This is a genomic window from Cellulomonas sp. (assembly GCF_036279715.1).
Classification (GTDB): Bacteria; Actinomycetota; Actinomycetes; order Actinomycetales; family Cellulomonadaceae; genus Cellulomonas_A.
The window spans coordinates 23,003-35,929 of sequence record NZ_DASUIR010000115.1 but is presented as its reverse complement, the minus strand read 5'-3'; the positions used below and the strand labels follow the sequence as shown (position 1 = coordinate 35,929).

The following is a 12,927-nucleotide window of genomic DNA, read 5'->3' as shown; positions in this document are numbered from 1 at the left end:
GACGTGATCCCCGTGGAGATCACGGTCTACGAGGACCGTTCCTTCACGTTCATCACGAAGACCCCGCCGGCAGCGGAGCTCATCAAGAAGGCCGCCGGCGTCGCCAAGGGCTCGCCGACACCGCACACCGTCAAGGTGGCGAACCTGACGGCTGCCCAGGTGCGTGAGATCGCGACGACCAAGCTCGTCGACCTCAACGCCAACGACCTCGCTGCCGCCGAGAAGATCATCGCCGGCACCGCGCGCTCGATGGGCATCACGACCGAGTCCTGACCGGCCCGGCCGCACCGCAGCACCTCGCACCACCAGCAGCACCCGAGAAGTTCAGTGGCAGGGCCCTGTGCGGCCCGCTGACCACGACTGCCGACCAAGGAGAACCAGCAGATGACGAAGCACAGCAAGGCGTACCGCGCCGCAGCCGAGAAGATCGAGGCCGGTCGCCTCTACACGCCGCTCGAGGCCGTCCGCCTCGCGCAGGCCACGTCGACCACGACGTACGACGGGACCGTCGAGGTCGCCTTCCGGCTCGGCGTCGACCCCCGCAAGTCGGACCAGATCGTCCGCGGCACAGTGAACCTGCCCCACGGCACCGGCAAGACCGCTCGGGTCCTGGTCTTCGCCACGGGTGAGCGCGCCGAGCAGGCACGCGCCGCGGGCGCCGACATCGTCGGTGGCGACGAGCTCATCGAGAGGGTCGCCGCGGGCTTCACGGACTTCGACTCCGCTGTCGCGACGCCCGACCTCATGGGCAAGGTCGGTCGACTGGGCAAGGTGCTGGGTCCGCGCGGGCTCATGCCGAACCCGAAGACGGGCACCGTGACGCTCGACGTCGCGAAGGCCGTGACGGACATCAAGGGCGGGAAGATCGAGTTCCGTGTCGACAAGCACGCGAACCTCCACTTCATCATCGGCAAGGTCTCCTTCAGCGACGTCCAGCTGACGGAGAACTACGCCGCTGCCCTTGACGAGGTTCTTCGTGCCAAGCCGGCGGCCTCGAAGGGCCGCTTCATCACGAAGGCCACGTTCTCCACGACGAACGGTCCCGGGATCCTCGTCGACCAGAACAAGGTCAAGAACCTCACGTCCGAGGACGACGCCGCCTGACGTCCCCCCGCACGCACGAAGGCCCGGTCCGCATGTCGGACCGGGCCTTCTCGCGTGCGGGCACGCGCCGCCGTCCCATTCGCCCGGTCCCCCCTGCTGATCGGGCGAGTGCACGGCGAGATCAGGTGAGGTGTGTGGCGCCGGTGACGAGGTCGAGCGGACGCGCCCACAGGGCGGCGAGCCACTGGTGGTCCTCGTCGGTCACCGATGCGGCGTCCGCCGTCAGCGCGACGCTCCACTCGACGGCAGTGGCGATGGTGCGCGCGACGGCGAGCGCGCGGGTCGGCTCGGCTGCACCTCCGAGCGCGCGGTAGGCCGCGAGGAAGTCCGCCACGGGGTCGAGCTGCCAGCTCGGGTCGAGAGACGGTCCAAGCACGACGGCGATCCAGTCCAGCGCCGAGGCGACGTCCCACCGAGCATCGCCACGGCCCGTTGCCGCGCCCGGGAGCAGCTGCGCCGCCCCGATGCGGTGGTCCGCGTCGCGCGTGATGACGACGTCGTCGCCCGCCGCGCCGTGGACCCGCTGCGACGTGGACCAGCCTGTGCGGGCCTCGTCGATCGCTCGCTGCGTGGACGGGTGTGCCCGGACGGCCCAGGCGCAGCCGGCCACAGCCGGGAGCTCGGTCACCCACGCCGGCACCGGATCGTCGCTGAGCACCCGCGGCAGTCGCGCCGCACGGGTGCCTGCGTCGACCGGGCGCCGGTGGACTCGGATGAGCGCCGAGGCCCAGGCACCCAGCAGGTCCGCGAGCTCGACCCTGAGCGGCGTCACCGGCCCCTCGTCGGTCAGGGCGTCGAGGATGTCCTCGAGCTCACCGACGAGCGGGCGGCCGACGTCCGTCCCCGTCGGTGCTGCGACGGGCCCGACGGCCGCGAGGGCATGCTCCACCCCGGGGGGCGGCGACGGCACGCTGTCGCGCTCCACCTCGCTGCGAGCGTCCGACGCGAGACGGAGCGCGACCACCCGATCGGATCCCGCACCCTCGCGGTCGCCGTCACCCAGAGTCACCGACATGGAGATCAGCCCCTCCGCGACCCGCGGCCCAGCGCGGTCACGTAGCCCGCCCAGAACGCCTGCTCGAGCTGGGCGCGTGTGACAGCACCGTCGGTGCGCGGTCGCCCGTCGGGCGCAACGAACCGTCGGGCGAACGGCTCGGTGAACGGTTCGGTGAAGGGCTCGGTGAACGGCTCCGTGAACGGCTCAGTGAACGGATCGGCCAGGTAGGCCTCGGTGAACGGTTCCGTGAATGGCTCGGTGAACGGCTCGGTGAACGGTTCGGTGAAGGGCTCCGTGAACGGTTCGGTGAACGGCTGGGTCGACGCGGCTCCCGCGCCGGCGCCCACCCGACGGCCGGAGCCCGAGCCGCCCCCGGCCGCGGCGGCGCCCGACGGCCCGCCGACGGTCGACCCTCGCCCTGCCCCGGTCCAGCCGGAGATCCGCGGCTCGGTTCGGGTGGCCCACGGCCCTGTGCCGACGGTCGCAGCCCAGGCGTCCAGCGCCGCATCCCACCGCGCCGCCCGCGCGGCCCGTGCGTCGCGTGCCGCCCGGGCGGCTCGGCGGACGGCCGACTTCGGTGTCGCCAGCTTGACGCCCAGCTCGTCGAGCACGGCGTCGATCGGGTTGGCCAAGCCGAAGCTGCCGTCCTCCTCACCCGCGAACAGCAGGCCGACGACGCGACCGCGGTCGTCGACGACGACCGATCCCGAGTCGCCCCCGGCGGAGAACTCGGCCTCGGCCGGGTCGCGGTCGACGCGTACCTGGTCCCGCAGCGTGCGCACGCCCGTCTCGCCACCGAAGTCGATCTGCACGGTGAAGTCGACCGAGCTGACGGTCCCGTGCCGCAGGCCGGTCGTCCGACCCCGCTTGCGCACCGTCTGCCCGACCTGGGCGACGGCCCGGCCCTTGACCGGTCCGATGCCGATGACCCCGGGGTACCACTGCGTGCCCGGGGCGAGCAGGACGGCCGCCCCGTCGACCCGGTCGGAGATGACGGCGCGCTGCACGGTTCCGATGGGCGAACCGGCCATCGCACCGTCGTCGATGCGCGACGGCTGGAGCTGGAGGTCACCCGCGCGCCACCCGGTGTCGACGGCGGCGACGTGGAAGTTGGTGAGCGCGAGCGTCCGGCCCGTGCGACGGTCGGTGACGAACGCGCCGAGGGTCCCGGCGACGAGGTACTCGCCGGGAGGTCCGTCCACGACGGGTGCGCCCCGGGGGACCGGGCGGAACGGGCCGAGGCTCGCCCCACCGGCGAGCGGCCGGTACCGCCTCGCGTCGGTCGTGTCGGCTCCCGACGTCGGCGCCGCGGGCGACCCGGCGAACGGCACGAGGTGCGCCTGCAGGCGGATGCGGTGCTCCACGACATCGGTGGGGATGCCGTCGATCTCGGCGGGGATGAGCTGGTCCGCCGGCAGCCGGCTGACGTCGACCTTCTGGTTGACGTGCACGACGATCGACTCGGACCCGGTCGGCTCGCCGCGCGACACCTTCTCGCCGATGTCGACGCCGACGACCCCGGGCAACGCGATGAGCTGGTCCTCGACCCGGCGCTTGACCGGTCGGATCTGCTCGCGGTCAGGGGTCCGCCGGTCGGGAACTTCACTCATGAGCTGCTCTCTCCTTGCGGGCCGGTTCATCCGGGCGGGGCGTGGGTCGGGCGGGGGTGCACGGTGGAGGAACCGACCGTGCCCGCCCTGATACATGCGTCGGGGGCGCGACGGGCGCCCCGTCCGGCATTCGTGCGCCCGGACGTATCAGGCCACGTGCGGAAGGCTCCTCAGGTCATGACTCCGACAGCACGCGTAGACGCTTGTCGGAGTTGTCCGGGTCGCCCTAGTCTGGCAGGGACGGCCGCCCGACGATGCCCATGTGCGAGGGTCGATGATGAGTGACGACCGGGTAGGCCCTGTGGCCGCTGACCTGCAGTACCGGGGCAAGAGCCTGGCTGATCAGGCCGCTGACGCGGTGGTTGCGTACCGCCAGGGAGACCGCGGGCCGTTGGCCGAGCTGGTGCCCGCACTCACCCCGCTGCTGTGGCACACCGTTCGCGCGCAGGGGGCCGACCAGGAGCAGGCGCAGGATGTCGTCCAGGGTGTGTGGCTCTCGCTCGTCCGCGACCTCGAGACGATCCGTGACCCGCGGGCAGCGCTCCAGTGGATGCTCGTCACCGCCAAACGGTCGGCGTGGCGGTCGGTCCGCAAGTCGCGCGAGGACGCCGGACGCACCCGCAGCGACGAGGGTGCGACGCAGTGGCTCGCGGCGCCCGCCGAGGAGGTCCCGGAGGCGCTCGCCGTCCGCGACGAGCGCGACCGCATCCTCTGGGCGCACGTCCGCACGCTCCCCGACAGGTGCAGACGGCTGCTCGGGCTCATCTCGCTGGTCGACCGGCCCGACTACGCGGTCGTCTCCCGGGCGCTGGGCATACCGGTCGGCAGCATCGGCCCGACGCGCGGCCGGTGCCTGGCCAAGCTGCGGGTCGCCCTCACCGCCGACCCCGAGTGGGGTGTGCGATGAGCCCCGACGAGCTGACCCTCGCGCGGCTCGCCTCCAGCCCGCTCGACGGCGTCGACGCCGAGACCCTGAACAGGCTTGCGGCGATCATCGAACGCGTGGACCCGGTGCCCGCCGGACTGGTGGAGAGCATCGGCCTGGCGCTGACGATCGACGCGCTCGAGACGGAGGTGGCCGAGCTGCGGCTCATCGGCGCACCCGACCTCGCCCTGCGCTCGGAGGAGCCGAGCATCGAGGCCGCCACGATCACCTTCACGACCGACGTGCTCACGGTCATGATCACGGTGCACGCCGAGGCCGACCGCGTCCGCGTCGACGGCTGGGCGACACCGGCGGCCTCGCTCGGGGTCGAGCTGCACCAGGGCGGCCTCGTCACCCGAACGCAGTCCGACGCCGACGGCCGGTTCTCGTTCTCGGACCTGGGGCGAGGTCCGGCCAGGCTCGTGCTGCGCCGACCGGAGGACCCCGAGCTCCCCGTCGTCACTCCGCAGATCGAGCTCTAGCGTCGATGGCCGCTCGAGGCGGACGCGCACCGGAGCAGGCCGCGGCCGCCACCCTCGAGCGGCTGGCGGCCGCGGTGGACCGAGCCGTGGTCGAGAACGCCGAGGGCCAGCCCGCGCTCGCCGGTCGCCGCCTCCGACCTGCCCTGCGCCTCCTCGGCGGGCTGCCCCCGTCGGACGAGGTCGCGCGCGTGCGCATCCGGGCGGCGATCGAGCTCGTCAAGAGCGACTACGAGCGGCGCGGTGACGTCGAGGCGCAGCTGGCCCGTCTCGCCGAGCTGGCAGCGGCCGCGCACGCTGACGGCGCGTCGGGCTGGCTGGGGCTCGAGCCGGCGCTCGCAGGCCTCCGCGGGCTGCTCTACCTGCGCTCGGGCCGGCCCGAGGAGTCGCTGCACGCGCTCGACGAGGCGCTCGAGCGCGTGCGGGACGCCGACGCGATCGACGCCTGCCGAGCGCTGCTGAACCGCGGGGTGCTGCACATGGATCGCGGCGAGCTCTCGCAGGCGCGCGCGGACCTGACCCAGTGTGTCGAGCGCGCCAAGGCTGCGGGCTTCGCGCGACTTGTCTTCAAGGCGCAGCACAACCTGGGCTACCTCGAGTTCGTTGCGGGCCGGCTCCCGCTGGCGCTCGCCCGCATGGAGGAGGCCGCGCGCAGCCTGCCGGGCCGGACTCGTGCGATCGCGCTGCTCGACCGGGCGCGGGTGCTGCTCGAGGCGGGGCTCGTCGGGGTCGCGGACGCGACGCTCGCCGAGGCTGCCGAGATCTTCGCGGCCGACCGGCTGGGCCACGACCTCGCCGAGACCGAGCTCGTCCGCGCGGAGTGCGCGATGCTGCGCGGGGACGTCGACCACGCGCGTGCGCTCGTGGCATCGGCCCGGCGCCGGTTCGTGCGGCGCGGTGAGGAGTCGTGGGCGGTGCGAGCCACCGTGATCGGCCTGCAGATCGATGCCGCGCACCTGGCCCGCCCCACGCCCGCGCCCACGAGCGACCCTGAGCTGCGCCGGGCGTGGGGGCTCCTGGCCACGCGCGCGGCCCGCCTCGAGCGGTTGTGCGAGAGCTCGGGTCGCCCGGTGTGGGCCTACGTCGCGTCGCTCGTCGGGCTCGAGGCCCAGCTCGTCCGTGGCCCGATGCCCGACGCTGCTGCTCGGCTCGCGGCGCTCGGACCGGTGTCTCCCGGCGACCCGATCACGGTGCGACTGCACGGTCGGCGCGTCCGTGCCCTGCTCGCGCTCGCAGCCGGCGATCGCACGCGGGCCGGGCGACACGTCCGGGAAGGTCAGCGCGACCTCGGGGTGCACCGCGCGGGGTTCGGCTCGCTCGACCTGCGCACGGCCGCGGCGGTGCACGGGGGCCGTCTGGCCGAGATCGACCTGGAGCTGGCGCTCGCGAGCGGGCAGCCGGCCGCCGTCCTCGATGCAGCCGAACGCACGCGGGCGGTCGTCGGGGCCGTCCAGCGCGTCAACCCGCCACGCGACCCGGAGTCGGCGGCGCTGCTCGCCGAGCTACGTCAGCTGCTCGACGGCGCACGCGGGATCGAGTCGCTGCCGGTGGCCGACCCTGAGCGCATCCGGGTGCGGCGTGACGCGCTCCGGCTCAAGCAGGCCATCCTGGCGCGGTCGTGGCACCGGGAGGGTCAGTCGAGCCAGGACCAGATCGGGACGGCCCGGCAGGTCACGGCGACCTTGCGCGAGCACCCCGGCACCACGGTGCTCGACGTCGCTGAGCACGCGGGTCGGGTCGTCGCTGTCCGCGTGACCGGAGCAGGCACCTCGGGCCATGTCAGCCTCCACGACCTGGGGGACGCGACCCGCCTGCGTGAGGCTGCCCGGCGGGTGCACGCCGACCTCGAGGTCGTCGCCAACACGCTCGTGCCGCTGCCGCTGCGTGCGGCGGCCGCGCGCTCGCTCACCCGCTGCCTGGAGGCGCTCGACGCGCAGGTGGGTGACGTGCTGCGGACGCCCGAGCAGGTCGTCGTGGTCGCGAGCGGCTGGCTCGGGCTGGTCCCGTGGTCGATGCTCGTGTCCCGACGCGGCCGGGCGACCGTCGTCGCCCCGTCCGTGCACCACTGGCGCACCTACGCCGGCTCAGCGGCGGGCGGCCCGGTGCGCCTGAGCGCCGCCGCTGGCCCGGGCCTGCGGCACGCGGCGGCCGAGGTGCGCGAGGTCGCCCGGCTCTGGCCGCAGGCGACCGTCCTGGCCGGCGACGACGCGACGTGCGCTCGCACGATCGAGATGCTCGGTGCGCCCGGCATCGTCCACCTCGCCGCGCACGGTCGGCACGAGCCGGACAACCCCCTGTTCTCCTCGGTGCGGATGGCGGACGGCCCGCTGTTCGCCCACGAGCTCGACGCGGGCGCGGGCGCGCCGGACCTCGTCGTGCTCTCGTGCTGCGAGATCGGTCGCGCGAGCGTCCGGCCGGGGGGCGAGGCTCTGGGCTTCGCGAGCGTGCTGCTGCGCGGCGGCGTCGGCTGTGTCGTCGCCGCGCTCGCGCCGGTGTCGGACGAGGTGGCCCTGAGTGTCATGACGCGCGTGCACGCGCTCCTGAGCGGGGGACACCCGGTGGCCGAGGCGCTTGCGACGGCGACCGCGGAGGGGTTCGAGGCCGACGGGGCCATCGTCCCGCTCGTCAGCTTCGGGGCACCCGTCTGAGCAGTGATTTGGCCACCGGTCGCCCGTGACGTAGTCTCAGACCACCCAAGACCGCCGGTCGTCGTCCTCTTGCGGTGCACTGTTCGTAGCGCACCTGTGCAGAGAACGCCCGAAGTCCCGCAGCAGCGGGAGCCAGCGCAGGTGAGAGTTTCGGTCCGCACGCCCCGGCGTGCATGTCGAGCCCCGCGCCTGCGCGGGGCTCCTTCTCGTTGTGGGGCCGAGGACGACCGGTGGCATCACCACCGGAAGGATTGCCATGGCGAGGCCGGACAAGGCAGCCGATGTCGCAGAGCTCACGGACCGGTTCCGCGAGTCGAACGCGGCCGTGCTGACCGAGTACCGCGGGCTCACCGTTGCGCAGCTCAAGCAGCTGCGGCGCGCGCTCAGCGGCAACGCAACCTACGCCGTGGTGAAGAACACGTTGACCGCTATCGCGGCCAAGCAGGCGGGCGTCGAGGGCATCGACTCCCACCTGGCCGGTCCCTCGGCCATCGCCTTCGTGACCGGTGACCCGGTCGAGGCAGCCAAGGGTCTGCGTGACTTCGCCAAGGCGAACCCCGCACTGGTCATCAAGGGCGGTGTCCTCGAAGGACGCGCCCTGACCGCCGCGGACATCATCAAGCTCGCGGACCTCGAGTCCCGCGAGGTTCTGCTGGCCAAGACGGCCGGCGTGCTCAAGGCGTCGCTCTACCAGGCGGCGTACCTCTTCACGGCACCTGCGGCGAAGGCCGTTCGCACCGTCGAGGCGTTGCGCGTCAAGCGCGACGAGCCCACCGAAGACGCAGCCTGAGCCATCCGGCCCAGCCGCTCGAACCCCCCGCTTGCGCCGACCACCGAGGTCGGCGGGCACGACACGGAAGGACACGCCATCATGGCGAAGCTCACGACTGACGAGCTCATCAACGCGTTCAAGGAGCTCACGCTCATTGAGCTCTCCGAGTTCGTCAAGGCCTTCGAGGAGACCTTCGAGGTCACCGCTGCGGCCCCCGTCGCCGTCGCCGCCCCCGCGGCCGCCGGTGCCGAGGCCGTCGTCGAGGAGGAGAAGGACGAGTTCGACGTCGTCCTCGAGGCCGCCGGCGAGAAGAAGATCCAGGTCATCAAGGAGGTGCGCGCCCTCACGAGCCTCGGCCTGAAGGAGGCCAAGGACCTCGTGGACGCCGCCCCCAAGGCCGTCCTGGAGGGTGTCAACAAGGAGGCCGCCGAGAAGGCCAAGGCGACCCTCGAGGGCGCCGGGGCGACCGTCACCCTCAAGTGATCTCCTGAGCTGCTCCGCGAGGAGCGGCTCACCTCAACGACGAGGCCCGCACCCCAGCTGGGGGTGCGGGCTTTGTCGTGTCGGCCGGCGGTTGCCCGCGCTGCCGCCGAACTGGCCGACGCCAGCCTGAGACGCCGGGCCTTATTGGACAGCCCTGTTCCAGTGGGCTAGGCTAGCGCTTTGCGCTGGCTTGTGCCTGCGGCCCCCCGAACCCGACCCCGGATCGACATTGCCATGCTCGCCCCTCGGGCGCGTGCGGTCAACGGTATGGGACGGCTCGGCGGACGGCACTCTCAGCGCGCAGCGTGTACTCGATCTGCAGGGAAGGACCCCTCTTGGCTGCCTCGCGCACCCCTTCTGCTCCGTCCGCCGACGCTATCGCGAATCGCACCGCGTCTCGTCGCATCTCTTTCGCCAAGATCCACGAGCCGCTGGAGGTCCCGGACCTCCTCGGGCTCCAGACCGAGAACTTCGACTGGCTGCTCGGCAACGAGAAGTGGCAGGCGCGCGTCGCCACCGCACTCGAGACCGGCCGCCAGGACGTCCCCGAGACTGCCGGTCTGGAGGAGATCTTCGAGGAGATCTCCCCGATCGAGGACTTCGGCGGCTCCATGTCGTTGTCGTTCCGCGAGCACCGTTTCGAGCCGGCGAAGTACACGGCCGACGAGTGCAAGGAGAAGGACTTCACCTTCGCCGCGCCGCTGTTCGTCACGGCCGAGTTCGTCAACTACACGACCGGTGAGATCAAGAGCCAGACGGTCTTCATGGGCGACTTCCCGCTCATGACCGACCGCGGCACGTTCATCATCAACGGCACCGAGCGCGTCGTCGTCTCCCAGCTCGTCCGGTCCCCGGGCGTGTACTTCGAGCGCACGGCCGACAAGACGTCCGACAAGGACGTCTTCACCGCCAAGATCATCCCGAGCCGCGGCGCCTGGCTCGAGTTCGAGATCGACAAGCGCGACAACGTCGGTGTCCGCGTCGACCGCAAGCGCAAGCAGAACGCGACGGTGCTCCTCAAGGCCCTCGGCCTGAGCGAGGCGGAGATCCGCGAGGAGTTCGCGCAGTTCCCCGCGGTCATCGACACGCTCGAGAAGGACCACGTCACGACCGAGGAGGAGTCCCTCCTCGACCTCTACCGCAAGATCCGTCCGGGCGAGCCGCCCACGGTCGAGGCCGGTCGCGCGCTGATCGAGAACTTCTACTTCAACCCCAAGCGCTACGACCTCGCGAAGGTCGGCCGCTACAAGGTCAACAAGAAGCTCGGCATCGACGTGCCGCTGGGCGACTCGGTGCTGTCCACCGCCGACATCGTCGCCACGATCAAGTACCTCGCGGCGCTGCACGCCGACGTCGCGACGATCGACGGCCACCGTGCCGGCGAGGCCGTCGAGGTCCGCGTCGAGACGGACGACATCGACCACTTCGGCAACCGTCGCATCCGCGCGGTCGGCGAGCTCATCCAGAACCAGGTCCGCACGGGCCTGTCCCGGATGGAGCGCGTCGTGCGCGAGCGCATGACGACGCAGGACGTCGAGGCGATCACCCCGCAGACCCTGATCAACATCCGCCCGGTCGTGGCGTCGATCAAGGAGTTCTTCGGGACGTCGCAGCTCTCGCAGTTCATGGACCAGAACAACCCCCTCGCGGGCCTGACGCACAAGCGTCGCCTGTCCGCGCTCGGCCCGGGTGGTCTGTCCCGCGACCGTGCCGGCATGGAGGTCCGTGACGTCCACCCGTCGCACTACGGCCGCATGTGCCCGATCGAGACCCCGGAAGGCCCGAACATCGGCCTGATCGGCTCGCTCGCGACGTACGGACGGATCAACCCGTTCGGCTTCATCGAGACCCCGTACCGCGAGGTCGTCCACGGCAAGGTCACCGACGAGGTGCACTACCTCACGGCCGACGACGAGGACCGCTTCGTCATCGCCCAGGCGAACGCGCCGCTCAAGGCGAACGGTGCGTTCGCCGAGGACCGCGTCCTCGTGCGCACCAAGGGCGGCGAGGTCGAGATCGTCCCCGGCGTGAACGTCGACTACATGGACGTCTCGCCGCGCCAGATGGTCTCGGTCGCGACGGCACTGATCCCGTTCCTCGAGCACGACGACGCGAACCGTGCCCTCATGGGTGCCAACATGCAGCGCCAGGCCGTTCCGCTGGTGCGCTCCGAGGCCCCGGTCGTCGGTACCGGCATGGAGCGCCGTGCGGCCATCGACGCGGGCGACGTCATCGTCGCGGCGAAGCCGGGTGTCGTCACCGAGGTGTCGGCCGACCTGATCGTCATCGCGAACGACGACGGCACGACGACGACCCACCGGGTCGCGAAGTTCCGCCGCTCGAACCAGGGCACGAGCTACAACCAGCGCGTCGTCGTCGACCACGGCGCCCGCGTCGAGGTCGGCTCGGTGCTCGCCGACGGTCCCGCGACGGACGAGGGCGAGCTCGCGCTCGGCCGCAACCTGCTCGTCGGGCTCATGTCGTGGGAGGGCCACAACTACGAGGACGCGATCATCCTCAGCCAGCGCCTCGTGCAGGACGACGTCCTCTCCTCGATCCACATCGAGGAGCACGAGGTCGATGCCCGCGACACCAAGCTCGGCCCGGAGGAGATCACGCGGGACATCCCCAACGTCTCCGAGGAGGTCCTCGCGGACCTCGACGAGCGCGGGATCATCCGGATCGGCGCCGAGGTCTCGGCCGGCGACATCCTCGTCGGCAAGGTCACGCCCAAGGGCGAGACCGAGCTGACCCCGGAGGAGCGCCTGCTGCGCGCGATCTTCGGTGAGAAGGCGCGCGAGGTCCGCGACACGTCGCTCAAGGTTCCCCACGGCGAGTCCGGCACGGTCATCGAGGTCCGCACGTTCAACCGTGAGGACGGCGACGAGCTGCCCGCCGGGGTCAACGAGCTGGTCCGCGTGTACATCGCCCAGCGCCGCAAGATCACGCCCGGCGACAAGCTTGCCGGTCGTCACGGCAACAAGGGCGTCATCTCCACGATCCTCCCGGTCGAGGACATGCCGTTCCTCGCGGACGGCACCCCGCTCGACATCATCCTCAACCCGCTCGGCGTTCCCGGCCGCATGAACGTCGGCCAGGTGCTCGAGACCCACCTCGGGTGGATCGCCAAGCAGGGCTGGGACATCTCGCTGGCCGAGGGCGACGCTGCGTCGCTCGCGTGGCGTGACGGTGTCCCCGCGATCGCCGCGAAGTCGGCGCCCGGGGTCCCGGTCGCGACGCCGGTGTTCGACGGTGTCCCGGAGCAGACCCTCACCGGTCTGCTGTCCTCGACGCTGCCGAACCGCGACGGAGTCCGGATGGTCGACGGGACCGGCAAGGCGAGGCTCTTCGACGGCCGCTCCGGCGAGCCGTTCCCGGAGCCCGTCGCGGTCGGCTACATGTACATCCTCAAGCTCCACCACCTGGTCGACGACAAGATCCACGCGCGTTCGACGGGCCCGTACTCGATGATCACGCAGCAGCCGCTGGGTGGTAAGGCCCAGTTCGGTGGCCAGCGGTTCGGCGAGATGGAGGTGTGGGCGCTCGAGGCGTACGGAGCTGCCTACACGCTCCAGGAGCTGCTGACCATCAAGTCGGATGACGTCCCCGGACGCGTGAAGGTGTACGAGGCGATCGTCAAGGGGGAGAACATCCCCGACTCGGGCATCCCCGAGTCCTTCAAGGTCCTCCTCAAGGAGATGCAGTCGCTCTGCTTGAACGTCGAGGTGCTGTCGAGCGACGGTGTCTCGATCGACATGAAGGAGAACGACGACGAGGTCTACCGCGCGGCGGAGGAGCTCGGCATCGACCTCTCGCGTCGCCCGAACGCCAGCAGCATCGAAGAGATCTGAGATCGAGCACCGGTCGGTCGCCTGTCACCTGACGGCGACCGACCGGAGCCGACACACC

At 71.7% G+C, this 12,927-nt stretch carries 9 protein-coding genes and 1 pseudogene; 8 read left to right on the top strand and 2 right to left on the bottom strand.

Annotated features, from left to right (window positions below):
* Together VFW79_RS11575 and rplA are read left to right on the top strand one after the other, a co-directional pair.
* Positions 1-273 (top strand): annotated as a pseudogene (locus VFW79_RS11575) (50S ribosomal protein L11); the annotation flags it as partial.
* Positions 274-384: 111 nt separating this feature from the next.
* The gene (gene rplA, locus VFW79_RS11570; RefSeq protein WP_329677444.1) at positions 385-1,104 is read left to right on the top strand and encodes a 50S ribosomal protein L1; all 720 of its coding nucleotides are present in this window, start codon (positions 385-387) and stop codon (positions 1,102-1,104) included.
* A 121-nt stretch (positions 1,105-1,225) separates the two neighbouring features.
* Here the strand turns inward: rplA and VFW79_RS11565 are convergent, their stop codons facing one another.
* Both VFW79_RS11565 and VFW79_RS11560 read right to left on the bottom strand, forming a co-directional pair.
* Complete coding sequence (locus tag VFW79_RS11565) at positions 1,226-2,119, bottom strand: hypothetical protein (RefSeq protein WP_329677443.1); 894 nt, start codon at positions 2,117-2,119, stop codon at positions 1,226-1,228.
* A gap of 5 nt (positions 2,120-2,124) precedes the next feature.
* On the bottom strand, positions 2,125-3,711 hold the full coding sequence (locus VFW79_RS11560; protein ID WP_329677442.1) for a peptidase S32: 1,587 nt from the start codon (positions 3,709-3,711) through the stop codon (positions 2,125-2,127).
* 301 nt (positions 3,712-4,012) lie between these two features.
* On the opposite strand from VFW79_RS11560, the gene VFW79_RS11555 reads away from it, so the two are divergent.
* From VFW79_RS11555 to rpoB, 6 genes are all read left to right on the top strand, one after another.
* Entirely contained in the window at positions 4,013-4,618 is a 606-nt protein-coding gene (locus tag VFW79_RS11555; RefSeq protein ID WP_329677441.1) for a sigma-70 family RNA polymerase sigma factor, read from the top strand.
* Entirely contained in the window at positions 4,615-5,118 is a 504-nt protein-coding gene (locus VFW79_RS11550; RefSeq protein WP_329677440.1) for a carboxypeptidase regulatory-like domain-containing protein, read from the top strand. Before VFW79_RS11555 ends, VFW79_RS11550 begins: the two co-directional genes overlap by 4 nt.
* A 5-nt stretch (positions 5,119-5,123) precedes the next feature.
* Positions 5,124-7,763 (top strand): CHAT domain-containing protein, encoded by a 2,640-nt coding sequence (locus VFW79_RS11545; RefSeq protein ID WP_329677439.1) that lies wholly within the window; start codon positions 5,124-5,126, stop codon positions 7,761-7,763.
* Between the two features lie 256 nt (positions 7,764-8,019).
* The gene (rplJ, locus tag VFW79_RS11540) at positions 8,020-8,553 is read left to right on the top strand and encodes a 50S ribosomal protein L10 (RefSeq protein ID WP_109130768.1); all 534 of its coding nucleotides are present in this window, start codon (positions 8,020-8,022) and stop codon (positions 8,551-8,553) included.
* Positions 8,554-8,634: 81 nt separating this feature from the next.
* A complete protein-coding gene (gene rplL / locus VFW79_RS11535; RefSeq protein WP_109130767.1) occupies positions 8,635-9,018 on the top strand; it encodes a 50S ribosomal protein L7/L12 in 384 nt (127 codons plus the stop codon).
* A 335-nt stretch (positions 9,019-9,353) separates the two neighbouring features.
* The gene (gene rpoB, locus VFW79_RS11530; protein WP_329677438.1) at positions 9,354-12,869 is read left to right on the top strand and encodes a DNA-directed RNA polymerase subunit beta; all 3,516 of its coding nucleotides are present in this window, start codon (positions 9,354-9,356) and stop codon (positions 12,867-12,869) included.
* The last annotated feature ends 58 nt before the right edge of the window (positions 12,870-12,927 follow it).

What these genes read in the sequence shown, in the direction of transcription:
- rplA (WP_329677444.1), top strand. Translation starts at nt 385, where the DNA reads ATGACGAAGCACAGCAAGGCGTACCGCGCCGCAGCCGAGAAGATCGAG.
- VFW79_RS11565 (WP_329677443.1), bottom strand. Translation starts at nt 2,119, where the DNA reads ATGTCGGTGACTCTGGGTGACGGCGACCGCGAGGGTGCGGGATCCGAT.
- VFW79_RS11560 (WP_329677442.1), bottom strand. Translation starts at nt 3,711, where the DNA reads ATGAGTGAAGTTCCCGACCGGCGGACCCCTGACCGCGAGCAGATCCGA.
- VFW79_RS11550 (WP_329677440.1), top strand. Translation starts at nt 4,615, where the DNA reads ATGAGCCCCGACGAGCTGACCCTCGCGCGGCTCGCCTCCAGCCCGCTC.
- VFW79_RS11545 (WP_329677439.1), top strand. Translation starts at nt 5,124, where the DNA reads ATGGCCGCTCGAGGCGGACGCGCACCGGAGCAGGCCGCGGCCGCCACC.
- rplJ (WP_109130768.1), top strand. Translation starts at nt 8,020, where the DNA reads ATGGCGAGGCCGGACAAGGCAGCCGATGTCGCAGAGCTCACGGACCGG.
- rplL (WP_109130767.1), top strand. Translation starts at nt 8,635, where the DNA reads ATGGCGAAGCTCACGACTGACGAGCTCATCAACGCGTTCAAGGAGCTC.